The sequence below is a fragment of the Streptomyces changchenzhani genome (assembly GCF_039766235.1).
Lineage (GTDB): Bacteria > Actinomycetota > Actinomycetes > Streptomycetales > Streptomycetaceae > Streptomyces.
The window spans coordinates 258,170-275,580 of sequence record NZ_JBDHNH010000007.1; the positions used below are offsets into that span (position 1 = coordinate 258,170).

Annotated in this window: 6 protein-coding genes; 1 reads left to right on the forward strand and 5 read right to left on the reverse strand. The window is 68.5% G+C overall.

Annotation, left to right across the window (positions count from 1 at the left end):
• Positions 1 to 18 precede the first annotated feature (18 nt).
• Together ABCR94_RS23005 and ABCR94_RS23010 are read right to left on the reverse strand one after the other, a co-directional pair.
• Positions 19 to 2,097, reverse strand: coding sequence for a TerD family protein (locus ABCR94_RS23005; RefSeq protein ID WP_347121738.1), 2,079 nt, complete (start codon positions 2,095 to 2,097; stop codon positions 19 to 21).
• 408 nt (positions 2,098 to 2,505) lie between these two features.
• Entirely contained in the window at positions 2,506 to 3,654 is a 1,149-nt protein-coding gene (locus ABCR94_RS23010; RefSeq protein WP_347121740.1) for a S1 family peptidase, read from the reverse strand.
• A gap of 436 nt (positions 3,655 to 4,090) precedes the next feature.
• Between ABCR94_RS23010 and ABCR94_RS23015 the strand changes: the two genes are divergently transcribed.
• A complete protein-coding gene (locus ABCR94_RS23015; protein WP_347121742.1) occupies positions 4,091 to 6,169 on the forward strand; it encodes an NB-ARC domain-containing protein in 2,079 nt (692 codons plus the stop codon).
• Here ABCR94_RS23015 and ABCR94_RS23020 read toward each other — a convergent pair.
• From ABCR94_RS23020 to ABCR94_RS23030, 3 genes are all read right to left on the reverse strand, one after another.
• The gene (locus ABCR94_RS23020) at positions 6,166 to 7,797 is read right to left on the reverse strand and encodes a CDP-glycerol glycerophosphotransferase family protein (RefSeq protein WP_347121744.1); all 1,632 of its coding nucleotides are present in this window, start codon (positions 7,795 to 7,797) and stop codon (positions 6,166 to 6,168) included. The two genes, ABCR94_RS23015 and ABCR94_RS23020, sit on opposite strands and share 4 nt — an antisense overlap.
• Before the next feature lie 436 nt (positions 7,798 to 8,233).
• Complete coding sequence (locus tag ABCR94_RS23025; RefSeq protein ID WP_347121746.1) at positions 8,234 to 10,495, reverse strand: UvrD-helicase domain-containing protein; 2,262 nt, start codon at positions 10,493 to 10,495, stop codon at positions 8,234 to 8,236.
• Positions 10,492 to 17,328 carry a DEAD/DEAH box helicase gene (locus ABCR94_RS23030; RefSeq protein WP_347121748.1) on the reverse strand — a complete coding sequence of 2,279 codons (6,837 nt, stop codon included), beginning with the start codon at positions 17,326 to 17,328 and terminating at the stop codon, positions 10,492 to 10,494. The genes ABCR94_RS23025 and ABCR94_RS23030 overlap by 4 nt, the downstream gene beginning before the upstream one ends.
• Positions 17,329 to 17,411: the final 83 nt, after the last annotated feature.

Sequence of the window (17,411 nt, forward strand, 5' to 3'; positions counted from 1 at the left end):
TCGGGGGCCGGCCCGCGGTCAGGGCGATACGCCGACGGCGGCGCCTCGCCCGCGCTGCGCCGATCGCTGCTCTCCCAGCGCCTGTGTCTCCACCCGCGTGACCACGCTCGTGTAGAAACGGTCGACAGCGGAATCCACACTGCGGATGAACCCCGACTCCGCATTGCCCCGTGTGCTGCCGACCCCCTTGGAGAGCGTCAACCGGAAGCCGGTGAGCTGACTGCTGTCCTTCGGCAGGAGATCACCGGGTTCGGGGCGCAGCTTCTCCAGGGTGCTTCGCGGCCCGGTCCCGTCGCCTTCGACGAGCGTCTGGACGTGCAGATCCGCCGGTGCCTCGCCCAACTGCTTCATCAGCCGCTTCACCCGGGTGAGGGGTTGTCCCTGCTCCGGAGCAGGGATCTCCATGGAGGTCCGGAGCCTGCCCAACCGGAGGTCGGCTGTGATGAGTAGGTTGCCCGGAGCCCCTTCGATCCTGACCTCCGCGTGCAACAGCCCGTCCTCACAGAGGTGGTCCGCGAGCGCGATCCGGCGGGACCGGGGGTCCGTGCCGCGCTTGGCGCGCTGGACGGGAACGACCTTGTGGCCGATCTCGCCTCCGAGCCGCAGACACACCTGCCGAATCAGCCGCTCCCAGCTCTCCACGACGAGGACGGTGCGGGCGTCCCCCTTGCACAGAGTCTCCTCGTCGATCCCGTTGCGTACGGGAACCCATGCCGGGCCCATGTTCTGGAAGCCGTGGCACCCGGAGTTGTCGTGCTGGAGGTAGTGGAGGAGCTCGCGCAGGAGCCAGGCCTGCGACTCGTGACGAAGGCCTTCGTGGTTGATCAGCATCTGGGCCTGGTGTGTTACTTCGGCCCAGGAGAGGTGCCATAGGGCGACTTTGTGCTTACGGCGGCTGTCGACCCTGACGTCGACCAGTGGACTGCCCTCCAGGGCCACATCGTTGGAGAGGGTGATGACGGCCTCGTAGCCGCGCCGGGCCGCGATGTCCATGTAGGCCTGGATCTGTTCGGCCTTGAGAGGGTTGCCGTTGGTCTTGGTTTCGACCAAGGCGGTCCACAGCTTGCCCGCACGTTCGACGCGGATGATGCCGTCGGGCCGCCTAGGGGTGTCCCCGTTCGGCAGGGAGACCTCGGTGAAGGTCTCCATCCGGCCGGCGGGCGCGCCGAAGCCGGCGGTGAGGCGATGCCCGAACTTGGGGACTTGGGCCATGACGGACAGCAGGATGGAGGTTGCCCGTACCTCGCGTTCGTGGTCGCTCTTCAGCGAGGACGCGGGGAACAGCCGGGCGCTCCGCCAGGAGTCGTTCTCGGCCAGCGAGGGCTTCACGACCTTGGGTAGGACGACCCGCTGCTTCGTGGTGCGCAGACGCTTGGCGGGGACCGGGGGGACCGGGGGCGGAGCCGAATCAGGTACGGCCTGAGCTGGGACGACGGCCGACGGGACCACAGCGGCGGGGGCGCTGGCAGGCAGGTCCGCACGCGGGGGTTCCTCCGTCGATGCGGCCACGGCAGCCGACTGCGCCGCAGTATCCGTATCGGTGTCGGTGTCCTGATCGTCGTCCTCGTCGATCTCGATGCCGTAGTCGGTCGCCAGCCCCGCCAGCCCGGTTTCGTACCCTTGCCCGACGGCGCGGAACTTCCACTCGTCGTTACGCCGGTAGACCTCGCCGAACACGAAAGCGCTCTCCACACTCGCATCCGTGATGGAGAAGCCGAGGAGGCCCTCACCGCTGCCGTCGGTGAGCACCAGCCGGATGTTCTCCAACTCGCCGAACGCGGCCCGCTGATGGCGGCTCGCAGCGATGACGACACGGTCGATCTCGGCGGGCAGCACGGAAAGATCGAGTTTGATCCGGTCCTCATTGCCGTTCTCCGTGGGTGTCAGCCCCAGGAGCTGCACGCTGCCGTCCGATGCGGCGGGATTGTTGTAGAAGAAGAAGTCGGCGTTGTGACGGACTTTGCCGCTCTCGTTGAGCAACAGCACGGAGACATCGGCGTCGCCCTCACCGCTCGGGCTGCTCCAGCTCAGACTGACGATGACGGAGTCGACGTTGTCGCTGAGCGTGCCGACACCTACGTTGGAACCCTTGGTCATTTCGTGCACGGAGACCCCCCACAGGCCGGAGCGCAAGGGCAGACGGCTGGTCGATGCGCTCCCTCGAACGATGAGATGAGGCTCCCCCTCAGGAGCGTGAAGTGGAGCTTATCCAGGCACGGAGGCCATTCCGCCCGTATCGGCAAATGAGGCACTCGAGGGTTGCCGGCCGAGGCGGGCGGGGTTCGGCTGCGGAAGCCGACGGCCGGGCAGCGGACAACGGGAAAGCCCGCCGCGACAAGGGGAGGGGGACCGGACTTGGCCGGCCCCTTGTCGCGACGGGCGCCCGTGGGGGGTGCCTGGGGGAGGTTGTCCTTCAGGTGGTCGTGCAGGTGGTCGTGCAGGCAGTGGTGCAGGCAGTGGTGCAGGCGGTGGTGCAGGCGGTAGTACGAGCGGTGGTGCGGGTGGTCAGGCGGTGTGCAGCCTCAGGCCGTACCGGCCGAGGATCTCGTTGATCGGCTGGTGCCAGGTCTCGCCGCCGCTGCTGCAGTTGCCCCAGCCGCCGGAGGTCACTCCCTGAGCCTGGTCCCCGCTGATGAAGGAACCGCCCGAGTCGCCACCCTCGGCGCAGACGCTGGTCTTGGTCATCTGATGGACGGCGCCCTGGCTGTAGTTGACGGTCTCGTTCTTGGCCAGGACCCTGCCGCAGTGCCAGTGCGTAGTGGAACCGGACCGGCAGACCGAGGCACCGATGGGGGCCTCGGCGGAGCCGCGGACCAGTTGGTCGGGGACCGTACCCCAGCCGAGGACCACCGGGACGGTCCACCAGCCGTTACCGACGCTCACCCAGGCGTAGTCGTTGTCCGGGAAGGACGAGCCCTGGAAGTTGCCGATGGCCGAGTTGTCCCAGCCGCGCACGGAGGCGCCCGCCTGGCCGCAGTGTCCGGCCGTGACGAAGCCGCCGTGCACGGAGAAGCCGATGGAGCACCGGACGTTCCCCGTGTAGTACGGGTCGCCGCCCACGGTCCCGGCGGCGAAGGTGGTCGGCGCTTGCGAGGTCTCCTCGACCTTCACCGGCCCGGCCTTGCGGGCCTGCTCGACGAAGTCCTGGACATCGTTGTCGTCCTGCGCCGAGGCGACGATGTTCAGCACGACCCGACCGGCTTTGGGGTTCACATGCCAGCTGCTCACCCCGGTCGGTGCGGAGAGCGCGTCGATCCGCTTCTTGACGGCGTCGAGCTCCTTCGCGCTGTGCGACACGATTCGGACCGCAGCGCCCGTCGCCCTTACGTCGTCGGCTTTTCGGGCGGCGTTGACCGCGACGGTCAGCTTGCCGGTGCCCGCGTCGAACCAGGATCCGCCGTACGCGGCTCCCGCGGCGCGGCGTGCCTCGCCTTCGAGAGCGGTTGCTGTCTTCTCCGCCCTCAGCCGTGCCGTGGCCTGGCTCTGCGTCAGACCCAAGTCCCTCTGCATGGCGGTGAGTAGACCGGCGGAGGCCTGTGGGGCGGTGGTCGGTTCCGGCACTGCGGCAGCGGCGGGGACGAGCCCGGCGGTTGCCCAGGTACCGAGGAGGAGGATGGCGGAGAGACCGGTGCGTATGACTGTCGTACGTCTCAAGGCATTGGCCCTTCTGTTGTTCCAGCAGCGTGGGGAGGAACAGCAGGCGGATGAGAGCGGCCAGACGGATGAGAGCGCTCTCACATTCCACCCGGCCGGAGCGTAGCGGAGGACGGTGGGCAGGTCCATGCCAATGACGGCACCAACTCGGGCACCCCGCCCAGGAACGGCGGCGACCCGGTGCAGGTGGCAAGGCGCTACACATCGACGTCGTCATCGAAGAGGGGCATCACGTCGAGCAGTCGGGTCGCGGAGGTCGTCACGTTGAGCGCAACGAAGAGCACGCGCTGGGCCCGGGCCCGCGTAGTTCACTGCCCGGCATGCGGCCCCACCGGCGCCCGCAGCCACACTTCACCCCCCCCAGGACCCACTGGTCACCCCTCTCGCCGCGTCACGAAAACCGGTGCAGGCGGAGCCGGGCCCTTAAGGTGGTTCCGTGGTCGACGAGACGCGGAACACGGTGGGCGGGCACGCCAGAGTCGGGAATCTCGTACAGGCAAGGAGTATCGGTGAACTCCACGTGCACGAGGCGCCCGTGCCGGACGCCGACCCCCCGCCCTGCCAACTCCCTCCGAAAACCCTGCATTTCGAGGACCGGCAGGCCGAGCAGGCGACCGTCTTCCAGTCGGCAGGGACAGGTGCCGTCGGCCAAGGGCCACTCCTGGTCGCAGTCAGCGGCATCGGCGGAGTGGGCAAGACGGCGCTCGCCTTCCAGCTGGCCCGCGGACTGCGCGAGCGCTGCCCGGACGGCATCCTCTTCGTTGACCTCGATGACTACCGGCGCGACGGTGGAGTCGAACTGACCGACGTACTCGCGGAGTTGCTCCGCCCTCTCGGGGTCAGTCCCCCCTGGCTGGCTCCGTCCCTGTCCGGCCGGCGCGCACAGTTCTGGGAACGTACGCAGGGCAAGCGGCTGGTCGTGGTCCTCGACAATGTGCGCTACGGGACCGAGGCCGAGTCCCTGCTGCCGGCCTCCGCCGACAGCATCGCCATTGTCATCAGTCACGGTCGGCTGTACGACATCGAGGGCGACGGCCTTCTGGAACTGCCCCTCGCCCCGCTCGACGAGCAGGACGCCGTACGACTGCTACGTCGTATCGTCGACGACCCGAGGATGGCTGCGGAACCAGAAGCGGCAGATCAACTCGCCGTACTCTGCGGCGGTTTGCCCGCAGCGCTCCATGTCGCCGCACAGTGGGTACGCAAGCACCGCCGCCGCAGGCTTCCGCGCCTGGTCGAAGAGCTCGCCGCCGAGTTGCACGGAAAGGGTCTCTTCATGGTCGAAGGGCTGTGGGACGCCGCATACCGGGACCTGGGCGCCGACGCCGCCCGTCTCTACCGGCTGCTGCCCGTCTTCCCCGGTCCGTCCATCACCACCGAGGCGGTGGCGGCTCTCCTCGGTGAGGTCGGTGACGTCGGCGATGCGGCGGAGGACGCCCTCGAAGAGCTGGAAACGGCGAGCCTGCTGCTGCCGGACACCGGCGACCGTTTCCGTATGCACGACCTGGTGCGCGCGCACGCCCGCCGCTGCACGGACCGAGTGGCCACCGGAGCGGAGGAATCGGCCGAGGCGCGTCGGCGTATCGTCCGCTGGTATCTGCGACAGGCACAGCGCGCCGACGAACTCGCCGCAGGCAAGCGGCTGATCCTCGGCGCTGCGGTCGAGTTACTGCCGTACGCCCCCGACATCGCCTTCGCGGGTAAGCCGGAGGCGCTGCACTGGCTGGAGGCGGAGCGCCTCACTCTCCACGGCTGTGTACGAGCCGCCCACGCGCACGAACTCGACGCCGAGGCCGTGGCCTTGTGCGAACCCCTGTGGACGCACTTCCTCGACCACAGGCACCTCACCGATGCGATCGATTCCTTCGGGTACGCGGTGGCCTCGGCCAGGCGGGTCGGCGACATCCCCGCGCTGGTGAGGATGCGCTGCCAGCTCGCCCGCCCCCTGTGGGAGCAGGGGCGTTACGAGGAAGCGCAGCGGGAACTGGAGCACGCGCTGCACGGCGCGCAGACCCTCGGCACGACGCCTCAGGAACGCAAGCTCCAGGCGTCGGCGATCGAATTCCGCGGCAAGTTGCTGTCCGTACAGGGCGATTGGGTGGCGGCGGAACCGTACTTCGAGCGGTCCCGACGCATTCACATCGAGATCGGCAACAGCTACGGCGTCTTCCTCCAGACCTACCTGCTGGGCCTGTCGGCGGCAGGGATGGGCGAACCGGAGCGCGCCGCACGACTGTTGGAAGAGGCCCACGCGATGGCGCGCGAGCAGCAGCGCGAGCGGATGACCGCACGGTCGGGATTCGAGCTCGGACGGGTGCTGCACGGACTCGGACGTACGGGGGAGGCAAGGGAACTGCACGAGGCCGCGCTGGCGAGCGCGCAGCGGCGCGGGGCGACTTTCGACGAGGCGCGCATCCATGACGCGCTGGCGGCCCTGACGGAGGAGACGGGGGACGCGGGCGCGGCGGAGAGCCACCGCGAGTCGGCCCGTGCAATCAGGGAGCAGTCGGCCTAACACTCGCGGTCGGCCTCCGCGGCGGTAGCGGCCGAGATGCGTACGTCGTACGCCCGGCCGGCGACGATGCAACGGAAACTGGCGACCGCACCCGGAGACTTGCCCAGCCAGGCGTGCACGCCGGAGAGGACGGCGGCGGGATCGGCGCGGAACACGCGCCCGCCCTCGCGACGGGCTCCGATGCGCACGGACAGCAGGGGCCCGTCGGCTCTGCGCACCACACAGCGGTCGCGGCCGAGAACCACACCGACGGTCCGTCGTCCCCCGTACCGGGCGAGCGTCGCGGAGATCCAACCACCCACGGTCCATCCGGCACCCACCGTCCATCCGGCACCGCCGCTCCATCCCGCACCCCCGGCGCGGTGGATGAGGAGAGCGGCGCTCTGCGACTGCCGGGCGGTGGCGCGGCCGTGTTCGGCGGCGAGATGGTGGGAGGCCTTGTCGCTGTATGGCGCCCGCCGTTCGACGCGTACGTCGTCACCGCTGATGCCGACCTGCACTGCGAAGGCGGTCGGCTCCTCCCTTCCCGAGACGGGCACCGGCCACGGCCGCTCGTCCAGTGGTCCTTCGAGCGGCGCCATGCCGAGCAGCGCGTACAGCTCGCCCCGGAGCCGCTCCATCGCCCGCCCCTGCACATGTTCGGCAAAGGCGGCCGAGGCGAGGGCCCGCCCCGAGCCGTCCCGATGCGCGGCGATGGCGCTCTCCACGTCTCCGGGCGACTCAAGCCACGGCACACACGCGATCAACTCGGCCATCGGACTACCGGCGATCAGCTCGTCGCCCCCGTCGCAAGCGGCAACCAACGGCCGGTCGAGCGCGGCGGCGTACAGCGCAGTGGACCCATGATCAGTGACCACAACATCGGCGGCAACGATCAGCGAGGCCCACTCCTCGAACGGCCGCGCCACAACGAGCCCGGCATCGACGGCGGGCGCGAGGCGCTCGCGCAGATCGAGCAGCCCGCGCTCACTGTGCACATTGGGATGAGCGACGAGCGCCAACTGGTAGGCGTCGTACGGCAACTGTCCTGCCACGTCCGCCACCAGCCCGGGTCGCCGCACGAGCAGCGACTCGGCCCCCCAGGTGGAGGCGAACACCACCAGCTTCCGCCCGTCCGTGCCGAGTGCGGCGCGGTAGCGGTCGCGGTGGGGGAGCGAGGCCAGTATCCGGTCAAGGGTCGGATCGCCGACCACGGCAGCACGCCGGGCGGCTTGCGGGCACTCCCTGCCGAGCCGGGAGACCTGACTGGGGTGCGCGAGCGCATGAAGATCGGCGAGCAGCCGCCCGCCCCGCTCCAGATACACAGGATCGAGCCCGGAAGCGGATTCGTCCGACCCCTCCCCGGACAGCGCCTTGTTGAACCCGGCCCCGTGCGGCAACAACACCAGGGGCCCACCGCGCAACAGGTCAAGATTCCCTTTGGGGCTTGCGGCCAGGATCAGCTGATGCGTACGGGAGACGGCCTCGTCCCAGGGGATCGTACGAGCGCCGGAACGCTCAATGGCGGCGAGGGCGTCGACCCCGAAGTCGGAGCCGGGCACGAGGGTGAAGCGACGCATGATGCGATGATCACCGGCGAAGACGGGCAGGACGTCCAGCAGCCGATGCAGCGCGGTGGCCGACCGCACGGCAAAGAGGACGACGGCCTCCCCTTCCCGCCCAACCTTCCGCTGCCCGCTGCCCGCTGCCCGCTGCCCGCTGCCCGCTGCCCGCTGCCCGCTATGGAATCGTTAATCCTACTTCGTTCCACCGATTCAGGTATGCCATTTCCGCAGATCAGCGAGGGTTTCGTGGGGCGGCTGGACGGCATGGCCGAGACACTACCCGCCGCCCACCCCACCCCCCGAAGCCCGCTCACCAGCGGCTGCCGAGGCCCGCCAGGCATGCCACCCATGCGCACCAAGCGACACGACCGCCTCAGGAGGCCGCATGGGCTCACCCGGCAAGAGGTCGACGAGCGGCGTACACGGGATATCGCGGCCACCAGGCGCCGCATGGGGCAGCTGGATCCGGAGAGCTGACGGAGGCGCCACCGGGTCGCCATCGCCTCGACTTCGCCTCGACTTAGCCTCGTTCCACCGACGTGGCTCGGGGAGGCTCGAGTCCTGCCAGCAGAGGCTTCAGGAACCGGCTCGGGGACCCGTGCCAGAAGATGGCGAGGGTGTCTCGCGAACGGGTTGCCGCGACGAAGAGCAGGGAACGTGCACGTTGCACCTCTCTGCGATAGCGAATCGCATCCGTATTCTCCAGACGCGTTACAGCATCCCGCGGGACCAGTCCGTCGCGGACACCAGCGATGATCATGCGTTGATACTCGAGTCCCTTGAACCGGAACATCGTGCCGATGTGTACGCCGCCGTCGTCACGTGGTCCGTCCGGTCCGATCTCGACTGCTCTGATTCCGTGCTGAGCCAGGGTGTAGGCGACTTGCTGTGCCATGGCGTTCGTAGGAACGCAGATGGCGATTTGTTCGAGGGGGATGTCGTTCCAGGCGGCGATGCGCTCCGCGACGGCCTCTCGCTCCGCATCCCAGTCGGTACTGGCGTGCAGTTCGGGAAGGCCACCGCTCAGGATTGAGCGGTATCCGGCCAGGGTCTCTTCGTTGCCATCCAAGTCGTCGAAGTGCTCCCCGCTGAGCAGGCCGATCGCGGAGCCCAGGATCTGACGCGTGGTGCGGTAGCTGAGCATCAGTTTGGCTGAGCGGCCGCGGATATTGATGCCGAGACTACCCAGCGTCACATGGTTGTTGTAGATCCTCTGGTGAGTATCGCCGACCAGGAAGATGTCATTGCGCCCTCGTGGCACCATGGCCCTGAGCATCTTCCAGTGGGCGGCCTTCAGATCCTGGGCCTCGTCCACGATGATGTGCTGGTATCGGTACCGCAACCATCCCCCGGAACCGGCCTGCCGATGGATGTTGTCCAGGCCTCCGGCCTCCTCGCGCTGACGGTCGATGGCCTGGATACGCTGCTCTCGCTCCAACTCAAGACGGGCAGCCCGCTCGGCCACCTGCTCCCAGGTCTGTCGCCCGAGCCGGTCGAGGCGCTGGGTGAAGCGCTCGGCCAGCTGCCAGACTTCGGCCCGCTCGGCGCGGCCGATGCTTTTGCCGCGCCCCGCACGACGGGCTCGAAAGTACTCCGTACGTGAGGTCACCGCTTGGCCGAGGATGACCTGGGTCCACTCGTCATGCAGGAACTGCGCGTCCCAGCCTGTCTCGTCCAGCTCGTCCAGCAGTGAATGCCACTCGCGCAGCGCCTGGTTGTCGTCGAGTGTCTGCTTCTTACTGCCGGGCTCAGCCTCGCGGACTATGCGCAACGCGATTTGATCGACGTGGCTGATTTCCACTCGGGAGAGCAGTTGCTCACCGCCGAGTTCCAGCAGGCGTGCCCGGAGGTCCGCAGCCAGGTTCTTGTTGTATGTGGTGAGGAGCACGGGCTTGTCGCGCCCCGGCGGGAGCTGCTCCACCAGGTGCTTGACGCGGTGCAGGGCAACAATGGTCTTGCCGGTGCCGGGGCCGCCGCCCACCCGGGCGGGCCCGGAGTAGTCGCGTGCGACCAGTTTCGCCTGGGTGGGATGCAGGAAGACTTTCCAGCGGCCGAAGTTGCCGCCTTCGAGGGCCTCGCGCAGTGCCTCGTCCGTGGTCGTGACCATGGTGGCCGGCCTCTCGGCCGCCGCCTGGAAGTCCTCGGTGTCCACTGCTTCCGGCGCCGCGACCGGGGCGGTGACCTGGTCCAATACGTCCTCGTACGACTTCCCGTCGGCGAGGGCGAGCAGGACTTCACCGGTGAGCTGCGGCGCGTACTCGACGAGGCCGAGGAGCTGGTCCTCGGTGGTGAGCGTACGGACGACTGGGACCAGCGGTCCGGCCACGCCGAGGTCGGTGAGCTGTTCGTCGGAGAAGCGCGCGAACAGCTGCTCCGGCTTCGTGGGTGTCGGCGCGGGCTCCGGCCGCGTGGGAGCGGCCCGGCGCAGCACGCTCTCCTCGACGATCTGGAGATCGACGTACTCGATTCCACCGGTGATCTGGTTGATGCCGTAGCTCAGCCGTTCGAGGTTGTCGTAGACATCCTTGCGGTGCTTGACCGTGACAATCAGCCAGTCGCCATCGGCGAGACGGAGGAGAAGCGCCCGGTAGTCGTCGGTGACACGCGCCGACCACAGGCGGTCATGCCCCTTGAGCTGCTTCAGCTGCAGGCCGGTGGCCTTCGGGTTGTCCTTGAACTTGTGCTGGAAGTCGTAGATCGCGCCCTTGACCGAGCGGGGGAGCTTCAGGATCTCCTTGTCGGCCTTGTCGAGGAGACGCAGGGAGATGGCGGAACTAGTCATGACTGTGTTTCCCCGTGGGTCGACGCGGTGTCCTGCAGATCACGATGCTCGGAGCGGCCGGATGGTTGCACGTCGAGGACTTCTGAAAGCTCGGTCGCAGTCCATGAGGGAGCGGGACGCACCTCCCAGCCGGCGGCGGCGAAGGCCTTGTCCCGGTCTTCGGCTTCGTAGTCGGGCTCGTCGTTCGTCGGCCTGGGTGCTGTGACGATGCCGATCCCGGCGCCGGGCCAGGCGAGCTCAGCCATCCACCCCTGGTCATCGAGCTCGTAGCCGGCAACTGGTACGGGGACCCCCAATATGGCGAGCGCTTGCGCGAGTTCGGACAGTCCGGACTCGTCCGGGTCGAGATACTCAAGCACCTTGGTCCAGGCTCCGTCACGTATGACCGCGACGGATGCCGGGGCCGGTTCCGGGACGGGCGCCGCCTCGGTAGGGGCACTCTGAGCTTCGGGCCCCGGAAGCTCGATACGTGCGGAGGCGAGCCAGCCGGACCCCCCGGTCACGGCCAGCACCTCGGTGGAGAAGCCGTCAAGCTGGCTTGTTGTCAGCTGGGCGCTGTCGCCACCTCCTCGCTCCAGGAATTGCAGCAGGTTGCTCCAGTACAGCCATGCCTGCCAACGGCGCTTGTGTGCAACTTCGTCGGCGAGCGCGCGGGCACTGTCGTCCAGCACTGTGAGTGCCGTCCAGGCGGGCGGCTTGTGGCGTCCGTCGGCTGCGGCAATCACTGGGCAGCCGGACCGATCCTGTGTCGTCAGCACCTGCACGGGGCCTTTCGGCCCGGCCGGTTCCGCGCCGCGGAGCGCGGCGGCGAGCTGTGCGCCGACCGCTTCGGGGGAGAGTGCCACCGCGCGGGCGCCGGCCCCGGTGAGCCCGGCGACGGCAGCCTCCGCACGCCACAGCCAGCGATCGGCATCGGGTCCACGCAGGTAGGCGAGAAGCAGGTCCGCCGGGTTGACCCACACCGTCTCTGCCAGCTGGCCCGGGAGGCCGCCTCGTGCACTCGCGTAGTACGAGCGGGCGCGGGCCTGAGCGCTGTCCCCGTACGGCTGCCAGACCGGATCGGCCGGTCCGGTACCTGCGTAGCCCGTGTCGCGTACGCGCGTGCGCCACTCCTTGACGTCGTGGTAGGTCAGTTGGAACACCCGTAGGCCCTCGGCCCGCAGCCTGGTCCGCTTCGCAGCGTCGTCGGCGAGCCTGTTGTGCTTCTGGCTCGCGTGGAACTCGAAGCCGTCCAGGTAGAGCGCGAGACGTGGCCCAGGAGCGTCGAGGCGCTCGAACAACACATCTGGGCGCGTGCCGTCCAGTACACGCTGCTGGGACACACGCCAGCTCACGGTGGCTCCGTCGATGCCGGTCAGGCGCAGGTCGAGGGAGTAGGTGCCGGCTGTGGTGGTGTAGGCATCCGCGCTCGCACGGGAGTCTGTCAGCCCCGCCCAGTCCTTGAGGGTGTCGATGAACATGACCTCAAGGTCACTCTCGGCCTGCCGGTCCATCGGGATGTCATGGGTTGCCGCCACGGTGGACGTCTTCCACGCCTCGCCGTGCTCACCGAGCAGCTCGTCCAGCATCTGCCGTGCTTCGTTGCGGCTGACTTTGTCGTAGTCCCCGGCCGGAACCCTCCGCAGCAGACAGCGATGGCAGCCGTCCAGGCCCTTCTCCAGGCAAGGGCAACTCTCAATGACCTCACGGGCCTTGAGCAGCACCTCCCGGAAGCCTTCAGCGCTGGCGAGCCGGTGCAGGTATCCCGTGCCGCCGGGCAGCCGGTCGTACACGACGAGGAAGCGGCGCGGCCAGTCGGAGTCGCCGCCGTCCGGCATGGAGGCCGGGGCGATGTCGATGTGGTCCGGGTCGCCGCCGTAGCGGGCGGCGATTCCCGCGAACATGGCCGCGGTGAATGAGGCGAGGCGTTCCTTGGCGCGGGCGACGGAAGCGGGCAGGAGGATGCGTACGGCCTCCGTCACCAATTCATGGGCGAGCAGCAACGGCACATCCTGCCCCTTGCCCTGGCTCGCGGCGCCGGCCGGTGCGGTCCTGCGTCGGGGACACCACAGCAGGTGGTGCGTGCTTGCCTTCGTGCTGGCTGCCAGGGACTCGGTGAGTGCCTCCTTCGGCTGGTCCACGACCGGGCGTCCGTCTGCCGTGGCGCCACCACAACTCGTGCAGACATAGAAGGGATTGAGCCGGACGTCGTCCCCCGCGACCGGAACGGTGCTGCTGCCGTCCTGCCGGTCCAGGCCGAGGTTGAGGGTCCTGATGACGGCCCGTCGGGTGAAGTCGACACCGAAGATCGCTGTGTCGTGCCGCCAGGAGCCGGGCACGAGGTGCACCGGGTCGATGTCGACGGTCGTCAGCATGGCGAATCGTTTACGGTCCCGCTCTTCCTTGTCGTCCCGCACTCTCGCGTCGTCCCGCTTGTCGCGTGCGATGACGCGCTTGGGCTCCAGCACGTACTGAACGCAGCCGGCGTCGGCGATTTCCCGGCCACCGCAGCGCGGACAGGCGGACGTGTCGGCCTGGGCATTCTCCGTACGCGCGTAGCCGCAGGCCGGACAGAGCCGCCACACCGACCACGCGCGTCGCTCGGCGCTCCCGATGTCCAGCGCCCGCACCACATGTTTGTAGCCGTTGACATAGAACGTGTTGCCGGGAGCGAGCTCGGAGAGGGCCAGCTTGCGGGACCGCTCGTAGTCCCGCACTTCGCTCCGGTACATCTTCTTGGCGCCTTCGTCGCTGCCGCCGGCCGGCTCCTCGGTCCAGTACAGCGTGGCTTCGAGCTGGGTTGTGGTATCGGCGAGGCTGTAGTTCGGAAGGAGGCCCAGCTCCACCAGAGCGCCATGCGCACTCGATTGGCTCAGGTCGCGCAGCAGGTTGCCGGTCGCACGGCGCTCGGCCAGCAACTCCCTTCGCTCACGATCCTGTTCGGGGTCGCTGCGCACCAGACTGTCCACCGCTGAATCGATGGCCTTGATGCGACGGCGCAGCTCCTCGCGGCGTGCGGTCCAGTCCTCCTCGGCCTCCTGCAGAGCGCGGGCGATGCCGGAGACCGCGTAAGCCCTCAGCTCCGCAGCGGCGTGATCGGATACGCCGCTTTCCTCCGCGCCCGGCACGGACGGGAAAAGGGCGAGGAAGTCCTCAGCCAGTGCGGCGCCATGGGTGAGCGCGGCGTCGTGAAAGTCCTGACACCAGCCGGACGTACCGAACAAGGCGGACACCAGCCGGGGAACGGGCTGCATACGCTCACCATCAGCCGTTGTCAGCGCACCGCGTGCGGCAAGGTCGAGGAGGTGCGCTGTGTACTGGCGTCGCAGAATCTCGACCGCTGACAAATAGCAGCCTGGCGGCACGATCTCCCCCGCGATCATTTCCCGCGGCTCGTCCAGGTAGTACAGGTCTCTCGCGCGCCTGCCGCCGAAGGCCACTACCAGAGCGTTCCCCGTCTTGCGGCCGGCACGGCCCGCTCGCTGCACATAGTTCGCTGGGCCCTTCGGCAGCGACCCCAGGAGTACGGCTGACAGATCACCGATGTCGATGCCCAGTTCGAGCGTCGGCGTACAGGACAGCACATTGGGGTCGGTGTAGTGGGTGCCGTCGCGGAACGTCCGCTCGACCCGTTCGCGCTGCGGCCGTGTCAGCATGCCTGTGTGTTCTGCGGTGGCAACCCGGAATGTGCCACCGGTGATGTACAGGTGGCGGTAGTAGTCGTCTCGGTAGTCGCGTGCCTTGGAGCTGCCGAAGCTGCTGCTGCCGCTTGCGGGAGACCCCGGCTGCGGGGCTGTTATGTAGCCCCGGCATCGGTAGCGCGGGCACGGATGCCCGTACCAGCGGGTGCGCTGCGCGGGGTCCACGACTTGCTGCCACCCGCAGTCCTCACAACTGACGAAAGCCTTGTTCACCGCGGTGTCGGCCAGTGGCCGCACCTGGATGTGCCCCGGCTGCAGCCCGTACACCCTGGTCGTACGGTCCTGAGCCGTACGCACTGCGAGCGCGCCCTCCTCGGCGAGTACGGGAAGGAGTCGGCGCAGGTACTCGGTGGCCCCGGCCGCATCAAGCTCCAGGCAGCGGCTGGTCCAGTTCTGGTACCAGCCGAGCCGCCCGGTGATCGTGTCGAAAGCCGACCGGTCCTTCTGGCCGTCCAGCAGAAATCGCGGCGCGGCGATCCCGTCCGGAAAGGCGGGCATACCGTCGGGGCGGCCGCCCCAGATTTTGAAGCGGGTGACTCCCGCATCCTTCATCCAGGGCTCCAGCCAGCGATGGCGAATCCCTCCGCGCTGACGGATGCGCTCCAACAGCCCGCGCACGAAGGCCAGATAACGCTCAGCCGTCGGCAGACCGCCCACCGCGAGAAGCTGCCCCGGAAGTGAGAGATGCAGATCCCGCGCAAGGCTGGCGATCCGGTCGGGATTCTCGATGAGTACCTCGGCCGCCGCTGTGCGAGTCAGCTCCAGCGTCCGTCCCTGGCGGGACCGGAGTCCGAACTCCATGACCGTGGCGAACGCGAGCCGCTCACCGATCAGCTTCCATGTACGTACGTCTCCCGAGCCTCGCCCGGACAACAGCCGGTCCACACCGGGCTCGTCATGCAGATCCGGCGGAACGACGGCGGCGAGCGTCTGCGGGTCGTCGACCGAGTCGAGGATGTTCCCGATCAGGTCGTTGAGCGCGATGGGTTCCCCGGAATCCTCCAGGTTGTGCGCGAGTAGAGAGCGCAACGAGAATGTGTACGACCGGTTTGCCACATATCCGGCCCGATGTGCCGCGTCCTGCGTCGAGTCGTTGAACAGCAGCGTCTTGCGCTCTTCCGGTACGAGCGCGATGTCGCCGCCGGTGAACAGCTGAGTGACGGTGGCAGCGGCCAGCGCCGCCAGCCGCGTACCGAGAAAGCGCACCGCGTTGTCGCTGGTGCAGGCCGGGCAGCGGTCGTCCAGCGCCGCCTTGTCCGCGGACTTCTTCTCCGTGATGGCGAGAGCGAACCAGGCATCCTGGAGCTCTTCCACATCGGAGGCAACGGGCAGCCGGTACGTTCCGTTCGCCCCGTCCAAGACCACAACCGGCGGCGCGTCCGTCCCGGAAGAGGGCTTCGCCGAGGTGACTGCGTCCAGCGCGTTCTGCGCCTCCGCGGGTGTCGCGGCGATGAAGTACCGGATGCGTCTCTTGTCCCGGCCCACACCGGCCCGCCAGATCTTGTCCTGGCCCATGACCAGCTGCTGCGGGTCCGCCTCCGGAGAGATCGTTGCCCATCCCGAGCGTCCGCAATTGCGGCAGTACACGGCCGGAAGCCGGACAGAGGCTTCGCGCACGGTGGTGTCTGTGCCGGGGAAGGGCTGTGGCCGCCGCGAATCGCCCGAAGGCCACCCGCTCGATGCCCCCTCTTCGTCTTCGCTTCCACCGGCGGGTGCGGCAGCCAGCGCGGCTCGGCGGGCCGCCGTGCGGTCGTCCTCGAACCACCAGAACTCAGGCTTGGGGCCCACACCGCGCAGGATGCGTCCCACCGGACGAACCCATAGGTGGGCCTCGATATGCAGCAGCGGCCTTGGCCGCCTCTCGTCCGAATCCGGGTCCCGAGCTGCTGACAGCAGCGCCACGAAACGACTCAGTGCCTGGAGCGCCAGGCGGGGATTCTCCCGGGCGGTCCGTCCCCACGCATACCCGAACCGCCCCATGCGATCCCGGAGTTCCCACTCGCTCAGCGGCTCACCGTTCAGCAGCGACAGAACGCCTTGGGTGAAGTCGTGCCGCTTCAGCATCCGGCCGATCTGGAATGCGGTCAGCCCGCGCTTGCCCAGCAGCCGGGCCGCCAGCCCGTCCATGTCCAGCCGGTCGGGATGCGACTCCACGCTCGGGCCGCCCGAGCATTCGATGACCTCCTTGGGCGACGGCGGCTCCGGCAGCTCGTAGTCCACCTCACCGGTGAACTGCTCGGCGGTCATTCGCTCTTCGCCGATCACCGCATCCGCCGGAAACGGCATTCCGAAGACCTGCGCCGCGACCTCCAGAATCCCGCCCGAGCTGCTCCCCGGCCTGCTCTCGCCGAGTGTCGCCGAGGTCGCCACCGGGCAGATCGACCCGAGCGGCCTCCCCGGCCGGCTCTGCCCGGTGGCCGACGCGAGCCTGCGCAGCAGCATCGCCACATCCGTGCCCTGCGCGCCGTCGTAGGTGTGGAACTCGTCCAGTACGACGTAGGAGATCTCGGCGTCCGCCCACAGGGCCCGGTCCTCGCTCCGCTGCAACAGCAGATCGAGCATCTTGTAGTTCGTCACCAGCACATCGGGCGGTGTTACCCGCATCTCCTCGCGCCGGGTCATCACCCGCCGGAAGTCCGTGTCCGGCCGGTCGCCGATGTACAGCCCCGCTGTGACCTGCGCCAGTTCAGGCTGTGCCAAGTACTCCCCGATGCGCCCCGCCTGGTCGGTTGCCAGAGCGTTCATCGGATAGAGCAGGACAGCCTTGACGCCGCCGCGGCCCTTGGCGCGCTCCCGTCGGCAGTGATCGAGCACCGGCACCAGAAAGGACTCGGTCTTGCCGGACCCTGTCCCCGTAGTGATCAGCGTCGGCTGAGCCGCTCCGCGCAGGGTACTCAGCCGCTCGTAGGCCTTGGCCTGATGCCGATAGGGGGTGAAGCCCGGTGCCCACTCCAGATGCTGTCGCCACGCGTCCCCGGCCTGGTGGAACGGTGTCCTGATCCGCAGATACGGACCCCGGAAGATCCCCCCTTCCGGGTCCTGCAGGAACCGTTCCAACGCGACCCGGGTGTCCTCGTCCGTGAGCGCGTACGTCGTCGTGAGGTACTGCGTCAGACTGCCCTGCAGCTGCGCGGCTGCCAGCGTCGGCCTCACGGCGGTCTCCTTCGTGCTGTGTCACGTCACTGAACTGGATCAACCGTATAGCCGACCTCCGACATAACCCCCCGATGGATGTT

Bases quoted from the DNA above. Each gene is read 5' to 3' on its own strand.
- ABCR94_RS23005 (WP_347121738.1), bottom strand. From the start codon at position 2,097: ATGACCAAGGGTTCCAACGTAGGTGTCGGCACGCTCAGCGACAACGTC.
- ABCR94_RS23025 (WP_347121746.1), bottom strand. From the start codon at position 10,495: ATGACTAGTTCCGCCATCTCCCTGCGTCTCCTCGACAAGGCCGACAAG.